19 protein-coding genes and 1 tRNA gene are annotated in these 18,310 nt (G+C 37.0%); 14 read left to right on the top strand and 6 right to left on the bottom strand.

The features are described from left to right. Positions 1-6: 6 nt before the first annotated feature. Both IGJ66_RS08625 and IGJ66_RS08620 read right to left on the bottom strand, forming a co-directional pair. Complete coding sequence (locus tag IGJ66_RS08625; RefSeq protein WP_067480584.1) at positions 7-654, bottom strand: metal-dependent transcriptional regulator; 648 nt, start codon at positions 652-654, stop codon at positions 7-9. A gap of 219 nt (positions 655-873) precedes the next feature. Next, positions 874-1,230 carry a DUF4828 domain-containing protein gene (locus IGJ66_RS08620; RefSeq protein ID WP_430604785.1) on the bottom strand — a complete coding sequence of 119 codons (357 nt, stop codon included), beginning with the start codon at positions 1,228-1,230 and terminating at the stop codon, positions 874-876. A gap of 171 nt (positions 1,231-1,401) precedes the next feature. Between IGJ66_RS08620 and sfsA the strand changes: the two genes are divergently transcribed. From sfsA to IGJ66_RS08565, 11 genes are all read left to right on the top strand, one after another. Further along, on the top strand, positions 1,402-2,139 hold the full coding sequence (gene sfsA / locus IGJ66_RS08615; protein WP_430616504.1) for a DNA/RNA nuclease SfsA: 738 nt from the start codon (positions 1,402-1,404) through the stop codon (positions 2,137-2,139). An 18-nt stretch (positions 2,140-2,157) separates the two neighbouring features. After that, positions 2,158-3,171 carry a Gfo/Idh/MocA family protein gene (locus IGJ66_RS08610; RefSeq protein WP_067480593.1) on the top strand — a complete coding sequence of 338 codons (1,014 nt, stop codon included), beginning with the start codon at positions 2,158-2,160 and terminating at the stop codon, positions 3,169-3,171. Continuing rightward, a complete protein-coding gene (locus IGJ66_RS08605) occupies positions 3,171-4,451 on the top strand; it encodes a DEAD/DEAH box helicase (RefSeq protein WP_067480596.1) in 1,281 nt (426 codons plus the stop codon). Before IGJ66_RS08610 ends, IGJ66_RS08605 begins: the two co-directional genes overlap by 1 nt. A 63-nt stretch (positions 4,452-4,514) precedes the next feature. Further along, the gene (locus IGJ66_RS08600; protein WP_067480598.1) at positions 4,515-7,214 is read left to right on the top strand and encodes a sigma 54-interacting transcriptional regulator; all 2,700 of its coding nucleotides are present in this window, start codon (positions 4,515-4,517) and stop codon (positions 7,212-7,214) included. A gap of 165 nt (positions 7,215-7,379) precedes the next feature. Then, positions 7,380-7,697 carry a PTS sugar transporter subunit IIB gene (locus tag IGJ66_RS08595; RefSeq protein ID WP_067480601.1) on the top strand — a complete coding sequence of 106 codons (318 nt, stop codon included), beginning with the start codon at positions 7,380-7,382 and terminating at the stop codon, positions 7,695-7,697. A gap of 29 nt (positions 7,698-7,726) precedes the next feature. Then, a complete protein-coding gene (locus tag IGJ66_RS08590; RefSeq protein ID WP_067480603.1) occupies positions 7,727-8,047 on the top strand; it encodes a PTS lactose/cellobiose transporter subunit IIA in 321 nt (106 codons plus the stop codon). A gap of 141 nt (positions 8,048-8,188) precedes the next feature. Then, complete coding sequence (locus IGJ66_RS08585) at positions 8,189-9,646, top strand: PTS sugar transporter subunit IIC (RefSeq protein WP_067480606.1); 1,458 nt, start codon at positions 8,189-8,191, stop codon at positions 9,644-9,646. 76 nt (positions 9,647-9,722) lie between these two features. Further along, positions 9,723-9,944, top strand: a complete 222-nt coding sequence (locus IGJ66_RS08580) for a hypothetical protein (protein ID WP_067480609.1) — start codon at positions 9,723-9,725, stop codon at positions 9,942-9,944. Positions 9,945-9,974: 30 nt separating this feature from the next. Then, positions 9,975-10,154: a DUF3188 domain-containing protein gene (locus IGJ66_RS08575; RefSeq protein ID WP_067480612.1), complete on the top strand. Its 180-nt coding sequence runs from the start codon at positions 9,975-9,977 to the stop codon at positions 10,152-10,154. Next, positions 10,154-10,567: a DUF3284 domain-containing protein gene (locus IGJ66_RS08570; RefSeq protein WP_067480615.1), complete on the top strand. Its 414-nt coding sequence runs from the start codon at positions 10,154-10,156 to the stop codon at positions 10,565-10,567. Before IGJ66_RS08575 ends, IGJ66_RS08570 begins: the two co-directional genes overlap by 1 nt. A 128-nt stretch (positions 10,568-10,695) precedes the next feature. Next, positions 10,696-11,877, top strand: coding sequence for a GNAT family N-acetyltransferase (locus tag IGJ66_RS08565; protein ID WP_067480618.1), 1,182 nt, complete (start codon positions 10,696-10,698; stop codon positions 11,875-11,877). 107 nt (positions 11,878-11,984) lie between these two features. On the opposite strand, the gene IGJ66_RS08560 is transcribed toward IGJ66_RS08565, so the two are convergent. Then, positions 11,985-12,143: a hypothetical protein gene (locus tag IGJ66_RS08560; protein ID WP_197485182.1), complete on the bottom strand. Its 159-nt coding sequence runs from the start codon at positions 12,141-12,143 to the stop codon at positions 11,985-11,987. A 226-nt stretch (positions 12,144-12,369) separates the two neighbouring features. Between IGJ66_RS08560 and IGJ66_RS08555 the strand changes: the two genes are divergently transcribed. Then, positions 12,370-12,441 (top strand) — tRNA-Arg (locus IGJ66_RS08555). A gap of 202 nt (positions 12,442-12,643) precedes the next feature. Here the strand turns inward: IGJ66_RS08555 and IGJ66_RS08550 are convergent. Both IGJ66_RS08550 and IGJ66_RS08545 read right to left on the bottom strand, forming a co-directional pair. Continuing rightward, on the bottom strand, positions 12,644-13,744 hold the full coding sequence (locus tag IGJ66_RS08550) for a hypothetical protein (RefSeq protein WP_430616503.1): 1,101 nt from the start codon (positions 13,742-13,744) through the stop codon (positions 12,644-12,646). 819 nt (positions 13,745-14,563) lie between these two features. Beyond that, the gene (locus tag IGJ66_RS08545; RefSeq protein WP_067480624.1) at positions 14,564-15,796 is read right to left on the bottom strand and encodes an aminopeptidase; all 1,233 of its coding nucleotides are present in this window, start codon (positions 15,794-15,796) and stop codon (positions 14,564-14,566) included. 260 nt (positions 15,797-16,056) lie between these two features. Between IGJ66_RS08545 and IGJ66_RS08540 the strand changes: the two genes are divergently transcribed. Continuing rightward, the gene (locus IGJ66_RS08540; protein WP_075491563.1) at positions 16,057-16,629 is read left to right on the top strand and encodes a TetR/AcrR family transcriptional regulator; all 573 of its coding nucleotides are present in this window, start codon (positions 16,057-16,059) and stop codon (positions 16,627-16,629) included. 300 nt (positions 16,630-16,929) lie between these two features. Here the strand turns inward: IGJ66_RS08540 and IGJ66_RS08535 are convergent, their stop codons facing one another. Beyond that, positions 16,930-17,373, bottom strand: a complete 444-nt coding sequence (locus IGJ66_RS08535) for a flavodoxin (protein WP_075491562.1) — start codon at positions 17,371-17,373, stop codon at positions 16,930-16,932. 163 nt (positions 17,374-17,536) lie between these two features. Here IGJ66_RS08535 and map point away from each other — a divergent pair, with 163 nt between their 5' ends. Continuing rightward, entirely contained in the window at positions 17,537-18,301 is a 765-nt protein-coding gene (gene map / locus IGJ66_RS08530; RefSeq protein ID WP_067480633.1) for a type I methionyl aminopeptidase, read from the top strand. Positions 18,302-18,310: the final 9 nt, after the last annotated feature.

Below are 18,310 nucleotides of genomic sequence, written 5' to 3'. Positions count from 1 at the left end.
CCTCCTTTATAGTTTATCAACAAAAATGGTACTAGCCGCCTTGAAGCTGACGGAAATTTGTTTGGTTTCGTTCTTTATCGTAATCGGGCCTTCGTAAGCTGCGATATCAATGATTTCATATTCTTCATCAATATTTAGATCAATGGTTACAAGGTAGTCGAGTAGTTCTTTTTCATCTAGTACGCGAGCAATCCGAATGTGTGTGCCAAGTGGATAAGATTCTAATGTTTGGCGGCGCTCTTCATGAACAACTTGTTCTTTTTGTGGGATAATGCCGCCGTGAGGGCAATGCTTAGGATGATTCAAATAGTTTTCTAAACGATCTGCAAGTTGTTCTGACGTAACATGTTCTAAGACTTCAGCGTCATCATGTACTTCATTCCAACGATAATCTAAATGTTCAACTAAAAAAACTTCCCATAAACGATGTTTGCGAATCAAGCTACTAGCTTTATAAAGTCCCGCGGTCGTTAATTGTACGCCTTGGTAGGGTGAATGTTCAACTAATTGCTCTTTCACAAGTTTTGAAATCATTTCACTAACGGACGCCGGCGAGACATCCAGGCTGGATACGATTTGTTTATTGTTAACTTTGGTTGTATCGCCACCCAACTCTAAAATGATTTTTAAGTAATCCTCTCGATTTGGTGTCATGTTCGATCATCCTTTCATGGTAAAAACCATCAATAGTAAGTGTAACAAAAAAAAATGAAAATGACTATTTTTCTAAATGAAAAAATGAGGAATTTTTGTTCGCTCTTCACAAACAAAAACAGCTGACACAAATTGGTCAGCTGGATTATTTACCTGAATCAATTGAATTGTTTGAAGTGATTTTCTAGGTTATTTTTGTGACAAGAAAATTGAAATAAATTATTGCTCTTTTTTGCTCAAAACATATGAGATATCTTCAGCTTCATCATAAAATGTCATCGGCGATTGGTTCGTCAATACGAGATGGTAACCATATTGATCACGAACAACAAATTTTTGAGCATTTAATTCGATTAAGGTTGCTTGGATTGGTTGCTGATCTAAAACTAACGTGTATTCAGGAAGAACAGTTAGTTGATGCTTTTGCTGAAGGTGATCTTGAAAATACCAAGTGCGAACATAAATTTTAACATCACTTGCTTTTTCTTGCTTTTTTTGTTGCCTTTTTTGAACAGCGACCCCACCGAGCAAGGTCAATAACGACATGCCAATCAGATACGAAATTCTTTTTTTCATCGAATCGCTCCTTCTTAACTAAATTAAACGGGGAAAGTTCGTAGTCATTTTTATGCTTACATTCATTCTACCGAAAAAAGGATAAAAATTCTCTAAGACTTTCGACTGGTTTTTCAAGTGTTTTTAGTAAAATTATGATAGGATACTAAATAGAAAGATAGGTGACAACAAGTGGATTATCAGCAAGTCGAGGTCGTCTCTTTTCTTGAACGACCCAATCGTTTTATTGCCTATTGTCAAAAAACAGATGGCGAGGTCATCACTGCTCATGTCAAGAATACAGGACGCGGAAGAGAAGTGTTTCTTCCAGGTGCGCAAGTTGCAGTGACTTACACGCCAAGTCCTAAAAGAAAAACAGATTATGATTTAATTGCAGTTAAGAAAAAAGACGCTTGGTTCAACATTGATAGCCAATTGCCTAATCAGTTAGCTGCTGAAGGAATTTTAAATGGGGAAATCCAGTTGCCTGAGCTGATGGGGGAAATTACTTTTTTGAAACGTGAAGTTGTGTATCATCATTCAAAATTTGATATCTATTTGGAAACTTCAACGAATCAAAAAATTTTTGTGGAAGTCAAAGGAATGACGTTAGAAAATTTAGCTGTCGGAGCATTTCCGGATGCGCCAACGACGCGAGGGCTAAAACATATTTTGGAATTAGTAGACGCACACAAAGAAGGGTACTTGACATATGTTTTGTTTATTGCTCAATTTGAACAATTAACAGTCTCTACGATTCATCAAGAGATGCAACCAGAATTTGCACTGGCTATTCGAGCAGCTCAAACAGAAGGCGTTCAAGTTCTTACGTATAATTGTTTGGTGAACGCGGATAGTGTACGATTAAAGCAAAGAATTCCTTTTGATCTGGATGCACCGTTTAAAAATCCAGTGAATGAAAATAATTAAAGAAAAGAGGACGAGAAAATGATTCATTTAGGTATTATTGGAACAAATTGGATCACACATCAATTTGTTGAAGCAGCTTTAAGTACAAAAAAATATGAACTAACAGCAGTTTATTCAAGAAAATTGGAAAAAGCGCAAGCATTTGGCGAAAAATACTCGGGTGATATTGAGTTTGCGACAGACTTAGTAACATTCTTTGGAATTGCCCATATGGATACCGTTTATATTGCTTCGCCAAACAGTCTTCATTTTGAACAGGCAAAACAAGCTATTTTAGCTGGTAAGAATGTAATCGTTGAAAAACCTGCATTCTCAACACCAAAAGAAATGGATGAAATCATTCATCTAGCGAATGAACAAAAAGTGTACTTCTTTGAAGCCGCTCGTAATATTCATGAAAAAGGCTTTAAAAAAGTTACAGATCACTTACCTTCAAAAGACGAAATCATTGGTGCGAACTTTAGTTATATGAAGTATTCTTCTCGATATGACCAAGTCCTAGATGGTGAAGAACCAAATATTTTCTCTCCTCATTTTTCTGGTGGGGCAATGATGGATTTAGGTGTTTATTTAGTTTATGCGGCAGTTGCTTGGTTTGGTATGCCAAAAGAAGTCCACTATTTTTCAAGAAAAATTTCGACTGGAGTCGATGGTCTTGGCTGGGGGATTTTACGCTATGATTCCTTTGATGTTGCAATTCAACCCGGAAAAATTGGCGATTCCTTTATGCCTTCTGAAATTTATTTTGATTCAGGAACCTTAGTTTTAAATGGGGTGAATGCGATTGAAAAGGCGGAGTTCCATGATCGAAATCAACAGGAAATCGTGGATTTAGCAATCCAAGTCGCAGAAAATCCAATGGTGGAAGAAGCGGCAGACTTTGCGAATGTACTCAATCATCGCGAAGATCGTGCATGGGGCTTATTGTATGAAGAATGGGTCGAATTAGCACGAAATGTGAACCAAGTCGTTTACGATTTAAGAAAAAATGGAGGCATCACTTTTGATGCAGATAATGAGGAAGAAATTTAATGAATGAATTTATACAAACATTTCCTGAAAAATGGCAAGAAAAATGGACGAGTCAAGGATTTGAAGAACCTTCTTTGATTCAGCAAGCTGTTTTTCAAAAATTACGTGAGAAAGAAAGCTTAGTAGCAATCTCCCCAACGGGTTCTGGCAAAACGTTAGCCTATCTTTGGCCGTTACTACTCAATGTTCAACCACAAGCTGGTAGCAGTTTACTGATTTTGACTTCATCGCAGGAACTGGCAATCCAAGTAACGGAAGTTGCTCGTACATGGGCAGCTTTAGTTGATTTAAAAGTTCAATCGTTACTTGGCGGTGCCAATGTGAAACGACAAGTCGAAGGGCTGAAGAAAAAACCAGAAATCTTGGTAGGAACACCCGGGCGCGTTTTAGAATTGATGAAGGGGAAGAAACTGAAAGCACACCAAATCCAAACAATGGTATTTGATGAAGCAGATCAGTTATTTGATGAAAGTAGTGTTCAATTAGTGAAACAAATCTTGCATCAAGCACCAGTTGATTATCAATTAGCTTTCTTTTCTGCTACGGCAGATCGTTTGTTGGAAATGTTTGAAGAGATTAGTGGGAAACAGCTTCAAGTGGTAGATGTTTCCAAAGAAGACGAGTCAAGAAAGGGACTGCAACATTACTTTTTACGTGTTCCCGCACGTAAAAAAGATGATTATTTGCGTCGTTTGATGCATGTAGCTGGTTTTCAAGGATTAGTGTTCTTTAACCAGCTAAGTGAATTGGGTCTGATGGAAGAAAAACTAACATTCCGTGGTGTAACGGTGGGAAGTTTGGCTTCAGATCAAAATAAACTACTTAGAAAAGCAGCATTGGATTATTTCAAGGCAGGTAAAACAACAGCCTTATTGACAACAGATGTGGCTGCTCGTGGCTTAGATATTGCTAAACTACCTTATGTTATCAACGCGGAAGTTCCCTTCAATGTCGAAACATATCTTCACCGTTCAGGTCGTACAGGTCGAATGGGAAATGCTGGTACGGTCATTACTTTGGTTCAAGACAATCAGCTAAGAGATATGAAGAAAATCGCGCGTGAAGCAAACATCACGATGACCGAAATCTATTTGTATGGTGGGATGTTACATCATGAGCCTGCTGAAAAAGAAGAAAAAACAGAACGTCCACTAAAAAAGGTGAATCCAACAGTAGCAAAACACACAAAAATGCTTCCTGAAACAGAAAAAATCAACAAAAAAAACAAGAACAAGAAGAAAACAAAAAAGCAAAAAAATAAAGGAGCAAGGCGCAAATAAGCGCCTTTTTGTGTTATTATGTTGAAAACGGCATCAATGAAAACTCACTAAAGGAGGGTTTGTATGAATGCTCGCCAGAAAGAAATCATCCATTTATTAACAATCAATCAACACGGCTTAACTGCAAGTGACGTAGCCAAACATCTTCACATTGATCGAAGTAATGCAAGCCGTTATTTAAGTGATTTATATAAAGAGCGACAAATCATGAAAACCGCTGGTCGTCCGGTGGTTTATTCTATGTCCAAAGAAGCAAAAGAAGAAGTCCATGTTGATTCATCAACACAAGTAACCTTTGAAACATTAGTAGGAGAAAACGAATCGCTAAAAGTGAGTATCCAACAAGCAAAAGCAGCGATTCTCTATCCACCAAGAGGTTTACATACAATTATTTTTGGGGAAACAGGTACAGGGAAATCTATGTTTGCAGAATGTATGTATCATTTTGCGATGGACTCTGAAACTTTGGCACCTGATGCACCGTTTGTTTCATTTAACTGTGCTGATTATGCACAGAATCCTCAATTGCTGTTTGGACACATTTTTGGGATCAAAAAAGGCGCCTACACGGGAGCTGCAGAAGACAGCCCAGGGTTAATTGCAAAAGCAGATGGCGGAATTTTGTTCCTTGACGAAATCCATCGACTTCCACCTGAAGGTCAAGAAATGTTGTTTACTTTTATTGATAAAGGAATCTATCGACCATTAGGTGAAAGTGCGCAAGTTCATGAAGCAGCTGTGCAAATTATAGGTGCTACGACGGAGTCTTCTGAAAGTTTCTTGACGACGTTTAATCGTCGTATTCCGATGGCAATTACATTGCCAAACTTAGCTTCACGTTCATTGGATGAACGGTATGAAATTATTTCGCTCTTCATTAAACAAGAGGCTAATCGATTGAATCAACGCATCGACATTGAACGAGAAGCGATTTTAGCATTTATGCTCTATGATGCAGAAGGAAATATCGGTCAAGTGAAACGTGATTTAAAATTAGTTTGTGCCAAATCATTTCTGCATTACCGCACGCATAATGAACAAAAGTTGATTATTCGTAAAGAAGAACTTTCGTTACAAGTTCAAAAAGGCTTATTAAAAATCAAGGAACTTCCAGAGCGCTTAGATCATTTTATCGAAAGTAAAAGCCAATACTTGACCTTTGAGCCAGGATTGGCAGATGTTGTTTGGTCACAAGATCCTGAACGTAATATGCAAGTTTATAATGACATTGAAGAAAAAGTAGCTAGTTTGGCTGAAACTGGTGTGGAAAGTATCGATTTAGAAGCGCTGATTTCAAAAGATGTCGATGAATACTTTGAAACCTATGTCGAAGAGCTAACGCAAAGCAATATTCCTAAAGATTTGTTGCCAGATGATATCTGGCAGTTGACGAACCAATTATATGATGTGGCAGAAGAACGATTGGATCGGATTTATAATGAAAAAGCACGGTTTGCTTTTGCTTTACATTTACAAAGTACATTAGATCGCGTACGTGATGGACACATGATTGTTCATCCGGATTTGAATAATATCCGCAAGCACTTTAAGAAAGAATTTCAAGTCGCAATTGATTTATCTACTATTATTGAAGACGAGTGCGAAGTTGAGATTCCGTTTGATGAGATAGGCTTCATCAGTATGTTTTTATCAATTAATTTAGGTGAGAGCGAGCGGGTCAAAGAAAATAATGTCGATGTCCTTGTGTTGATGCATGGGCGCCAAACGGCTTCCAGTATGTTGGAGATGGCGCAGGAACTTCTTGGAACTAAAATCGGGGCAGCCTTTAACATGCCGCTTGCTATGGAAGTGCAAACGATGTATGAAGAAGTCTTAGCTTACGTGAAAGCTCGTCAAGCACAACTAAGCAATGGATTACTGTTATTAACTGATATGGGTTCCTTAAACACATTTAGTAATTTGATTTATGAAGAGACCGGTGTTCGGACAAAAGCAATTACGATGACAAGTACGATGATTGTGATTGAAGCAATCCGAATGGCGAATGTGGGAAGAAGTTTAGAAGATATTTATCAAAATATCCAGTTATCCTTTGAATCAATTGTTCGTGACCAATTCAAGTTGGGTGATGTGGCAGATAATCAACGTAAAAAAGCAGTTATCGTGACTTGCTTTACTGGTGAGGGCGTAGCCGCGAAGCTTTACCAACGGATTGCACCAGTTATCAATCAACAAAAAGTTGAGTTGATCCAAATGCAATTTTTAGAAAGAGAGTCCTTCAAAAAACATATTGATGCTCTTTTAGAAGAATACGAGATTAAAGCAATTGCTGGGACGGTGGATGTGGATTATCAAAATATCCCGTTCTTTTCAGCATATGATATTTTCAATGATGAGAAGTTGAACACATTGAAACGAATGGCTGACGATGAAATCCCAATTGATAAGATTGTCTATTCTTTAAAAGACTCGTTATCAGCCATTCCGGCAATCGATGAACTGATTTATTCCTTACAAAAGGTAGTTCAACAAGTTCAAACAGATATTTCAATCATCGTGGAGCCAGGAGTCGATGCAGGAATCTTGATTCATTTAGCATTTATGATTGACGCTCTTATCAAAAATGAAGAGAGCCGTGTCTTTAAACAACTGCCAGAATTTGCTAAGAAATATCGACTTGAGATGGATATGGTTCGTACAAATTTAATGCCGTTAGAAAGAAAGTATCAAATCAAAATCTCGGAAGATGAGATTGCGTATCTTACACAGATGTTTCTGGAAAATAAGATTAAAAATGAATAGAGTATACAGTACAGCACACTAATCGTTGTTTTGCACACAAAACCAATAGTGTGCGCACTGTTTTTGAAGGCTAAAAGGCGTGAAAACGCTATTTTAGCCTTTTTTTTATTGGCACGCTTCTTGCGTTATAATAAAGTGTAAAACAAATTAGAGGGAGTGGAGAAAATGGTGAAAAAAACGATCATGTTAGTTTGTTCCGCTGGAATGAGCACAAGCCTACTTGTAACAAAAATGCAAAAAGCAGCTGAAGAAAAAGGAATCGATGCAGATATCTTTGCAGTTTCAGCTTCAGATGCAGACAACAATTTAGAAGCAAAAAATGTAGACGTACTCTTATTAGGACCTCAAGTCCGCTTCATGAAATCCCAATTTGAACAAAAATTAGCGCCAAAAGGTATTCCTTTAGATGTAATCAACATGCAAGACTATGGCATGATGAATGGTGCAAAAGTACTTGAACAAGCAGAAAGTTTAATGAAATAACTGATTAAGAAATTTGGAGGAAGACAAACGTGGAAGATCAACAAAATTTAGAAGCCATCATGGGTTTGATTATGTATGGTGGTAACGCAAAAAGTGATGCGATGGAAGCAATCGCGGCAGCGAAACAAGGTGACTTTACCTTAGCAGATCAAAAAATCGCAGATGCTGAGGAATCACTAGTCCAAGCACATCATTCACAAACAGAAATGCTAACACAAGAAGCACAAGGAAATCATGTACAAGTGACTTTATTAACGGTTCATAGCCAAGATCACTTGATGACTTCGATTGCGTTTACAGATTTAGCAAAAGAAATTATTGATATTTATCGTCGCTTAGGAAATGAGTAATACTTCTTTTTTGAACGGGAGAAGTTATACGCCAACACCTTCTTTTTTGAACGGAAGAAGAAAAAAATTTTGAACGGATTTTTTAACTTGGTATAGGGAGGCAACTCTTTGTATAAATAAACTTATAGGAGGAACAATAAAATGAACGGATTAACAGCTTGGATGGAGAAACACATCCTACCGGTTGCCGCTAAAATTGGCGCGCAGAAGCACTTAGTTGCTTTACGTGACGCTTTTATCGGTACAATGCCTGCAACGATGGCAGGGTCTGTTGCTGTAATGATCAATGCAATCATTCGTGATTTGCCACAGCAATTTATTAGTACTTATGCAGATAGTTTAGCAGCAGACAAAGGTTTCTTTGCAGTATTAAATGTTATTATTGGTATCAACGGCTTTGTTTGGAACGGAACACTAGCTATCGCAGGTTTGATTTTTGCCTTTTCTTGGGGCTATAACTTAGCACGAGCTTATGGTGTAAATGACCTAGCAGGTGGTATCGTAGGTTTAGCAACGTTGATTCAAGGGATCGCGTTTGGTCCTTCTCTTTCAGCAGCGCTAAATGTGGATGTTCCAGCAAATGTAGCAGAAGCAATCAACAATAGTGGTGTTGGTGCGACTGTAGCAGATGGTACATTATCTGTTGGTTTATGGGGTTGGTTGAATTTAAATCACCTAAATGGAAATGCTTACTTCACTGTTATGATTATGGGTGCCATTTCTGTTATTATTTTCTGTAAATTGATGTTAGCTGACATTACAATCAAAATGCCTGATTCAGTACCACCGGCAGTTTCTAAAGCTTTCGCAGCTATTTTGCCAGCAACAATCGCTTTATATGTAATTGCAATTATTAACTATGTTGTCGGACGTTTCACTGATGGTCAATTGATTATTGACTTAGTTCAAAAATACATTGCTGAACCATTCCTTGGTTTATCACAAGGGATCGGCGCTGTATTAATCGTTACAGTCTTTGTGCAAATTTTCTGGTTCTTCGGGATTCATGGTCCAAACGTATTGGCACCAGTGCTAGAAGGTATCTGGGGACAAGCACAATTGATCAATATCGATATTTTCCAAAAAGGTTACAATGGAAAAACAGGTACACCAGCTGTTTTAGATGCTATTGAAGACGGCAAAGCTTACATGTGGGTTCGTGGTTCATTTGATGCGTTCGCTTGGTTTGGTGGTTCAGGTGGGACAATCGTTCTCTTGATTGCTATCTTGATTTTCTCAAAACGTGCGGATTATCTAACAGTTGCAAAACTGTCAATTGGACCTGGTCTTTTCAATATCAATGAACCAGTAATGTTTGGTTTACCAATCGTATTGAACGCAATCATGTTCATTCCTTTCTTGATTGCGCCAGTTGTTGCGACAGCAATTGGTTGGGTAGCAACTTACCTAGGTCTGGTCGCACCGGTATCGCAACAAGTAACATGGGTTGTACCGCCATTCTTACTATCATTCTTAGCAACAGGGGCAGACTGGCGTGCGCCAATCGTAACCTTAGTATGTATGGTCGTTACCTTCTTAATCTGGGCACCATTTGTTATTGCAGCAAACAAAATGGACCCTAATGCTGGGGAACAATAATTAACTAAAGATAGACTGCTGACGCTTCCAGTGAGGTGGAGGCAGTCTTTTTTGTAAATATTAGGAGGACAAATCAATGATTACAATCGCAAGTGCAATGCAACAAGATGCTATCAAAGAACTTTTAGAAGGATTTAACGAAGATGGAATTAGCTTCCAATTTAAAGAAAAACAAGGGATTAAGCTAATGTTTGAAACAACAGCAAGTGATCCAGAAGTAGCCGCTAAAAAGGCAAAAGAACTAATCAAAGCGCAACCTTGGGGCACAGTTTTATATTTCCAAGCAACTGCAGTATAATAAAAGTGTTTGAAAGATAGGATGGTTTAAATGATAAAAAATGGCTTATTTTTATGTAGTATTGGCTCTTTAGTGTTATTGTATAGTCTAAACCCCAATACCCAAAGTTATGATTTATATAGTATGGTTACGGGCTTGTTTTTGTTAGGTTTAGGTATCTATTTCTTTAAAAAAGGAAAGAAAAAAGAAGTAAAGGAGAAAAATAACTAATGGAACTTACAAAAAAATTGAATATTCCGGCATCGTTCTTTTACGATAAAGTTATGGACTCTGTTCTTTTTGATGTGCGTAAAGCAACAGGGAAAAGCATCACACGTAAACAGCTAAATAACTTTGAATATGTAAAAGTATTTTCTAAATCAAGCCGTGCTCGAATCAAAATCGAGGAAGTTATCGAAAATCAATCTTATAAATTTCGGACATCAACGACCAAAAATGATTTTGTTGTTCACTATCAAATCAAACCAATCGATGATTCCTCATGTGAAATCCGTTATACGGAACAAATGACTTCGCATGGCGTATTGCAAAAATTGAATGATATGGTTTTGGGCACAATCTTGATGTATTTCAAACGTCGCCAATTCAAAAAAATGTTGACGATGATTGAAGAAACGTATTAGGTTATCATTACATGACAAAAAGAAAAAGCAAGTTGTAAATGAACTGATTGAGCGTGGATTGGAGTTTGCAAGTAACCAAACTTCAAGCGAGTTATCAATCAGTTTTTTGTGTAGGAGGAGTAGCAAGAATGAATAAAAAGGTCAAGGAATTAGGCAGTGCACAAATCGACGAGATGTTTGATTTAGCTGCTTACGCATTTAATTTTGAAGATACGTTTGAACGGCGGGAACGATTTCAAACCATCGCAGAACACTCATGGAATTATGGTTTTTTCAATGAAGAAGAACAATTGATGAGCCAAGTAATGGCTACACCGTTTCCGGTTGCTTTTCATGGGAAAGAACTGTTGATGGCTGGAATTGGTTATGTTGCTTCGTATCCGGAGGCAAGAGGGCAAGGCGGTATCAATCAAATCATGGAGCAAATCCTTACTGATTGTCGAGAAAGAGATGTGACATTGTCTTATTTAGCACCATTTTCTTATCCTTTTTATCGTCGTTATGGCTATGAACTGTTATTTGAAAAAGTTCATTATGAATTAGCTAGTCGTGATTTCCCCGCAGTCAAAAAAGTACCGGGAAAGATGGTTCGGACTTCGTTTGACCAGGCACAAGAAGCAATAGCAAAAATTTATCCTAAAATGGCTGACAATCAACGTGGTGCAGTTGCACGGGAAGCTTGGTGGATTGATTTTAAATTCCGCCAAAAGAAAGGACATCAGTTTGCATTGTATTATGATGAAGCTGGTGCAGTAGCAGGTTATTTAGTTTATCGTTTGGATACACCAACATTTACCATTGTAGAATGGGGCTATTTGACACACACTGCGTTTCAGGCGCTTGCTCGCTTTGTTGGTTCACACAGTGGGGCATTTGAAACATTTGCATTTGCTTGTGGCTACGCTGGCAATAATCTGAATACACTACTTGCCAATCCTTTTGCAAAAACAACAATCACACCAGATATGATGGCAAGAATCGTTGACTTAGCTAAATTTTTAGCTGCTTATCCATTTCCAAAAACACAAGTGGCTTTTGCTGTTGAAGTAACAGAAGATGCTTACGCAAGTTGGAATGAAGGTATCTTTGAAGTGGTCCTAGTTGACGGTGAAGTTCGTGTCAATCCCGTAACAGACTCTATGTTGCCAAGAGTTAGTGGGACAATCCAAAGTTTAACGCAATTATTTATGGGTTATAAAAAAGTTCAAGAATTGGTTTTCCAAGAAAAATTAATTTGTTCAGAAGCGCTAGTTGAAAAATTGGCGGAACTGATTCCAGATCAAAAACCTGTTTTAAACGATTATTTCTAAAAAAAGGGTCAGACAAAATGCGATGCACTTTGCCTGACCCTTTTTTTAAACGTTTATTTGTTCATAAAATTTTTTCGTCCGTGTTTTATCACGGACACAATCAGTTCCTACTGAGTGGGTTTTTTCTTAAACTTGAATTTTTTATTTGGCGGTTGAGGATGATCTTCTTTATGTTCCTGGATAGCAGCTTTTGAAATTTTTTCCCGATCTTTCTTTGAGGCATCGAAACGTTCAGCATAGATTTTTTCTTTCGGCTTTTCTGTCATCAAATATTCCTCCTAAGCATAAGACTTATTCATACTCTAAGTGTAGCATCAGCGAGTAGAAGATTGCGAATAGTTTGCTTTGAGAAGAAAAAACGTAAGAAATACTTCGTTTTTTGTCAGGGGAAGGCTTGCAAGAAAAAAACAAAACAGCTACAATAATTCTGTTGGACTTAAATTGTTCAAAGTAGTTTTTATGTTTCTTTATGTTTCGATTAATTGTTAAAAAGTTCCCTTAGTTAAATGGATATAACAAATCCCTCCTAAGGATTAGTTGCTGGTTCGATTCCGGCAGGGAACGTAATGGCTTAAAAAGTTAGCCTCTAAAACTTACTTCTAAAAGTTAGTTTTAGAGGCTTTTTGTTTACTTTTGGTCCCCAATTTGTGCCAAACAAGTTTTTTTATTTACTTCTCAACTCTTGCCAAATGATGTAGCAAGTAGTTGTTTGAATCAATTCTATTTAATACCAATCGTTGATCGAATGGTATTCTGATAAGTCAGGCTACTTGTTTTGGACTTTCACTGGCTCGGACGATATCGTTGTATGAGCAGACATGTTTTCAGGGCTTTGCGATACTTCTTCATAACCTGTATCAGTTGAGCTTTCATACTCTGTTTGAGGTGATTGAGAAGTGCTTTCACGTTCCGATTGAGATTTGCTAGAAGAGGCATAATCTTGCTGGACGGATTGTTCAGTATTTTTGTCGTTTGCATCGACAGCTACAGTCATTGAGTATGCTAAATATTCACTGATTATTTTTTGAGATTCAGTCGTGTATACGTCGGTCAATTTACTGGCCCAACTTTCATAAGTAGCGTAATTATCGGAAATCGAATAATGATAATTTGCCATTTGGTTCATTCCTTCAGTGGAAATCATCGCAAGTTTTTCAACCTTATTATTTGAAATAGCAGCTAATCCATCGACTCCGGACGTATTATTCGCCGCCTCGCTTCTAAATTCTTCTATTAGAGATGGAGTAGAGCTTTGTAAACTGGTCGTGTACTCATTTAGTATTGCTTGATAGTCGTTAGTAGTAGCTACAGTTGAAATTTCTGTAGTGCTCTCCTTTGTTGAAAAGGCAGTACTGGTGCTAGCCTTTGTAGTACTCGAAGATTTTTTATCACTACTGGAGCTAGTGCTTTTTGTAGATTTAATCGTTTTCCTTTTTGTATAGGGCTTTAGTATCAATTTTTCCTTGTTGTCCGACTTATTATTCTTGTCAGGTGCTAAAATAAGATCTTTTTTTTCCTTGCTAACGATATAGGTAGCATCGTTTTTTTTATCTTCATCATCTTTCCACACCATTTCATTATTTTTTAGCGTGTATTCAAATTTATAATTCATTTGTTCTACTAACGTTTTGGCAAATTCTTCACCTAGAGCTTCCCATTCGTTAGCTTTAGAGTCCATTTCACTGGTATCAATGCTAAATGAAACGACATGGTCGGAAAATGAGGCTATTATATTTGGTTCACCTTCTTTAGTTGTTTCAATTAACCAATCATTTGCTTTTAAATCTTTTGTTGTGATGTTTTTTTCACAGCCCGTGAAAAAAAATAATAATACAAACAATGCCAAACTACCTAACACTTTTCTCATTTTTAGTTCCTCATCTCTGTGATATAATTTTGTTAGAGAATCTTAGAAATAAGGTTTTAGTCCACGTTGCCGCGTGGACTTTTTTAGTTTAAATTATATTCTTAACCGAGACATTAAATTCTTTTAGGTTGTTAACATAATAAAAATGGTTATCAATTTTTTGAATTGAATAAGTGATTATCAAAATCCCGACGGGGGTTTCCATGGTGGAAGTATAAGTACTACAGGAAGATAGTAAAAAATGAATAAATTAAAAAAATCATTTTTCATGTTTGTACTGTCAGATCAGCGCCATTTTAAGTATAAACGAAAATTTAATATAACACACGAAAAGCGCTACCAATAGCTAGGATTTCTTGAGCATACAAAATGACTAAATGAATTTTGAAGCATGGGTGTTTCGAGATTGGTTAGTAAAGTATCTTTATAAAGCAAGTAAGGGTGTGGATTATCACAATGTATTTAAGATATGTAGAAGATATGTAGACTTTTCAATAAAAAGGATATCTTATGATTCATGCACTAGATGAAGCAAGTAGCTAACCAACCTATAATGATAGTCAAATTTAGATGTCTCCGTTGAAGTAAAAAAGAATCAGTACAACGTTTTGTCATTATCAAAGTTGTTTAAATGAAAGAAATTTTTTTGGTAGTTTATTTTCTTGATCTCCGTGTTAAGATACTGTGGCTAACGTAATAGTTTTAAAGCAATGTTGCTGTGACTGTTTTCAAAAAGAAAGACCTCAACCAGATACTATTATTGGTTGAGGTCTTTGTATTGAATAGCTCATGTAATGTAAGAGCTATTACTGGAAAAAACTATGCCCAATCACCATTTCTAAAGATTGGAACAGTTGAACCATCTTCGCGAATACCGTCTATATCCATTTGATTAGAACCAACCATGAAGTCTACGTGGGTTTGGCTACGGTTCAAGCCAGCATCAGCTAGTTGTTCTTCGGTCATTTCTGTTCCGCCTTTCAAGCTGAATGCGTAAGCCGAACCAAGTGCCAAGTGATTTGAAGCATTTTCATCAAATAAAGTGTTGAAGAAAATAATACCAGATTGGGAAATGGGTGACGGATCTGGAACAAGAGCAACTTCACCTAAATGACGTGCGCCTTCATCTGTGTCTAATAGTTTTGCTAAAACTTCTTCGCCTTTTTCAGCAGAGAAGTCAATCACTTTTCCATCTTTGAAGGTAAATTTCATTCCTTCGATGATTGTTCCAGCATAGCTTAAAGGTTTCGTGCTAGAAATAAATCCATCTACACGACGACTGTCAGGAGCTGTGAAAACTTCTTCAGTAGGCATGTTTGCCATGAATTTTTCGTTGCGTGCGTTCAAGCTGCCAGCACCTTCCCATAAATGGTTTTTCGGTAGACCAATAATTAAGTCAGTTCCTGGTGCGATATAGTGTAAAGCAGTAAATTGTTCTTGATTTAATTCATTTGCTTTTTTCGCTAATTTTTCATCGTGATTTTTCCATGCGCGTACAGGATCTTCTTCATAAATACGAGTAGTTTTGAAAATTTCGTCCCAAAGTGCATCGACTTGTTCGGACTCAGGTAAATCAGGAAACACTTTGGCTGCCCATTGTTTGCCAGCAGCAGCGACGACTGTCCAACTTACTTTGTTCGCTTGAGTTGCTTTACGTAAATTGATCATTGCTTTACCAACAGCGCTTTGATAACTTGCTACACGATCGCCATCAACACCAGCTAGAGAATCCGGGTCAGCAGAAACGACGCTAATTCGACTAGCCCCTTTTTCTACCCAGTCATTTGTTTGGTCGATTTTGTATTGTGGGACATTTTCGATACGGTCTGTTGCAGCATGAGTTAAAAATTCTTTTTGAATAGTATCGTCTGTCCATTGTACGATGACTTCCGCAGCCCCTAATTGGTAGGCTTCCTGTGTAATCAGACGTGCTAATGGTGCTTGGTCAACGCTGATTTGTAGAACAACGGTTTGTCCTGCTGAAACATTGACACCAGTTTCAGTGATTAGACGTGCATATTTCTCAAGGTATTTATTAAAATTTGCTAACATGTATATTACTCCCCCTCATTATTTGATTTAATAACCAGTAATATGATAACATTTATTAATAGTAGAAACAATTAGTAAATAAGGAATGGATATGTTGGATTTTATGATTTTTATAAAAACGGAAACCAAGAGTATTCCTGTGATAAAAGGGTGGACGAAGAGTAAAAAAACAAATTTTGCATATCAAAAAAAACGTGTTACAATTAAAATAACCAATAGGTGGAAGCGTTATAAATAATTTTTGAGGAGATTAAAAAATTATGGCAAGAAAAAAGACGATTACCAGAGAGCAGATTTTAGCTGCTGCGTATGAAGTGGTTGCTACAGAGGGCTTTTCAAGATTTACTGCAAGAAATATTGCCAGTAAAATGAAATGTTCGACACAGCCAATTTATTTGGAATTCAAAAATATGGATGATTTAAAAACAGAGTTATTTGAACAAATTTATAGTTATCTAAGCAATGAAGTTTTTCCAGTTGAACACACAGGGCATAAAATCATTGATTTAGCGTACAATTACATTCATTTTGCCAATCGTGAGAAAAAATTGTATCGTTCTTTATACTTGGAAGAGTATGGTGGAGGGGAAGAGATGCAAGAATTTTCTTATAATTATTTCACGAATGCAGTCAAACAAGATGCTGCATATGCAAATTTATCAAAAGAACAAATCGAATCACTTCATAATGGTACTTGGATCGTCGCAACTGGGATTGCTGCATTGATGTCTTCAGGAATTATTCACCCAACTGATGCTCAAATTGAAAAATTGATTCAAGATAGTATCGATGCAATTCTTGTACAGGAAGAACCAATCAAGGTAAATTATTAGTGTGACTTCATGCTGTACATTGTTTTTACATAAGCTAGTTGAATCATTTTTTGAAAAAGAGCTTGGACAAAAGAAGCCTAAACAGAAAAAAAGCCTAAAATTCGTTTTTTAAAACGCTGATTTTAGGCTTTTCTTAATTAAAAAATGTAGTAAGAATAGCTGAATTTTTGGTTTTGTCCCAGACTCTTTATTGTTTTTAGTGCGTAACGAGTAAGTAGAAAAAATCGGTAAAACTAAAAACCGCTAAAAATCAAACAGTGATTTTTAGCGGTTTTCTTACATATATTTGAGTAGTTGAAACTAGTTTGCTTTAGCGACAAGTGCTTTGGCAAAGGCTTCAAGATTTTCGATGTCTTCTTCTTCAGCGTTCAAGTCCACTTTGACATTTTCTGCCCCTTTTGTTGCCCCCGTTTTGGCAAAGACAGCATCAAAGTCATCTACAGATTTACAAAATTCATCATAAAATGTATCACCAGAACCACAAACGCCATAAATTTTTCCTTCAAGATCAACTTCTTGCAAGTCTTCATAAAAATCAACAATCTCATCTGGTAGTTCACCATCACCATATGTATAGGTTGCGACAACACAAATGTCTGCGTCTTCAAATTCATCTGCATCTACTTGGGTACATTCATTGATTTCTACATCAATATCTAAATTTTCAAAAGCTTCTGCTACAATATCAGCAATTTCTTCAGTATTGCCGGTCATGCTTGCATAAACGATTTTTGCTAAAGTCATGATTTGCCTCCTAATTTATCAACGATTTTAACTTAATACGTAAGAATTATACCAAACCATGCGTAAAAAAGAAAATAGAACTCGATGAGATGATAACTGTGATTTGGCTAAACGTTGGTAACTATGGTAAAATGAGAACGATTTGTAAAAAGGAGACGAGAGAATGATTACATTAAAATCAGCACGTGAAATTGAAACAATGGCAGAGTCTGGTGCCTTATTAGCAGACGTGCATAAAAACTTACGCGATTTTATCAAGCCTGGTATTACAAGCTGGGATATTGAAGTTTTTGTCAGAAATTATATTGAAAGCCACGGTGGAATTGCTGCCCAAATCGGCTTTGAAGGTTACGAATATGCGACATGTATTAGTATTAACGATGAAATTTGTCATGGATTTCCTCGCAAAAAACCACTAGAAAGTGGCGATTTAGTTAAAGTTGATATGTGTATTGATTTAAAAGGTGGCATTTCTGATTCTTGTTGGGCGTATGTCGTTGGCGAATCAACACCTGAAATCGATCATTTAATGGAAGTAACAAAAAAAGCATTATACCTTGGGATTGAACAAGCGAAAGTCGGCAATCGCATTGGAGATATTGGTCATGCAATCCAAACCTATGTTGAATCTGAAAACTTATCTGTTGTCCGCGATTTCATCGGTCATGGCGTTGGTCCAACGATTCATGAAGAACCAGCTGTCCCTCATTATGGTGAAGCAGGTAAGGGACTTCGATTGAAAGAAGGCATGGTCATTACCATCGAACCAATGGTCAATACCGGAACTTGGAAGATGAAAATGGACCCAAATGGCTGGACTGCATATACGCGTGATGGTGGGTTATCTTGTCAGTATGAACATACTTTGGCGATTACGAAAGACGGTCCAAAAATTTTAACGTCACAAGGTGAAGAAGGCACATACTAATAACAAAAG

This window comes from Enterococcus sp. DIV0176 (genome assembly GCF_050528535.1).
Taxonomy (GTDB): domain Bacteria; phylum Bacillota; class Bacilli; order Lactobacillales; family Enterococcaceae; genus Enterococcus_B; species Enterococcus_B thailandicus.
Note: the sequence above shows the minus strand (reverse complement) of the source record. Positions and strands in the feature narration are given on the sequence as shown.

What these genes read in the sequence shown, in the direction of transcription:
- IGJ66_RS08535 (WP_075491562.1), bottom strand. Translation starts at nt 17,373, where the DNA reads ATGACTTTAGCAAAAATCGTTTATGCAAGCATGACCGGCAATACTGAA.
- IGJ66_RS08610 (WP_067480593.1), top strand. Translation starts at nt 2,158, where the DNA reads ATGATTCATTTAGGTATTATTGGAACAAATTGGATCACACATCAATTT.
- IGJ66_RS08540 (WP_075491563.1), top strand. Translation starts at nt 16,057, where the DNA reads ATGGCAAGAAAAAAGACGATTACCAGAGAGCAGATTTTAGCTGCTGCG.
- IGJ66_RS08625 (WP_067480584.1), bottom strand. Translation starts at nt 654, where the DNA reads ATGACACCAAATCGAGAGGATTACTTAAAAATCATTTTAGAGTTGGGT.
- IGJ66_RS08620 (WP_430604785.1), bottom strand. Translation starts at nt 1,230, where the DNA reads ATGAAAAAAAGAATTTCGTATCTGATTGGCATGTCGTTATTGACCTTG.
- IGJ66_RS08600 (WP_067480598.1), top strand. Translation starts at nt 4,515, where the DNA reads ATGAATGCTCGCCAGAAAGAAATCATCCATTTATTAACAATCAATCAA.
- IGJ66_RS08580 (WP_067480609.1), top strand. Translation starts at nt 9,723, where the DNA reads ATGATTACAATCGCAAGTGCAATGCAACAAGATGCTATCAAAGAACTT.
- IGJ66_RS08545 (WP_067480624.1), bottom strand. Translation starts at nt 15,796, where the DNA reads ATGTTAGCAAATTTTAATAAATACCTTGAGAAATATGCACGTCTAATC.
- IGJ66_RS08585 (WP_067480606.1), top strand. Translation starts at nt 8,189, where the DNA reads ATGAACGGATTAACAGCTTGGATGGAGAAACACATCCTACCGGTTGCC.
- IGJ66_RS08550 (WP_430616503.1), bottom strand. Translation starts at nt 13,744, where the DNA reads ATGAGAAAAGTGTTAGGTAGTTTGGCATTGTTTGTATTATTATTTTTT.
- IGJ66_RS08570 (WP_067480615.1), top strand. Translation starts at nt 10,154, where the DNA reads ATGGAACTTACAAAAAAATTGAATATTCCGGCATCGTTCTTTTACGAT.
- IGJ66_RS08575 (WP_067480612.1), top strand. Translation starts at nt 9,975, where the DNA reads ATGATAAAAAATGGCTTATTTTTATGTAGTATTGGCTCTTTAGTGTTA.
- map (WP_067480633.1), top strand. Translation starts at nt 17,537, where the DNA reads ATGATTACATTAAAATCAGCACGTGAAATTGAAACAATGGCAGAGTCT.
- IGJ66_RS08560 (WP_197485182.1), bottom strand. Translation starts at nt 12,143, where the DNA reads ATGACAGAAAAGCCGAAAGAAAAAATCTATGCTGAACGTTTCGATGCC.
- IGJ66_RS08565 (WP_067480618.1), top strand. Translation starts at nt 10,696, where the DNA reads ATGAATAAAAAGGTCAAGGAATTAGGCAGTGCACAAATCGACGAGATG.
- IGJ66_RS08605 (WP_067480596.1), top strand. Translation starts at nt 3,171, where the DNA reads ATGAATGAATTTATACAAACATTTCCTGAAAAATGGCAAGAAAAATGG.
- IGJ66_RS08595 (WP_067480601.1), top strand. Translation starts at nt 7,380, where the DNA reads ATGGTGAAAAAAACGATCATGTTAGTTTGTTCCGCTGGAATGAGCACA.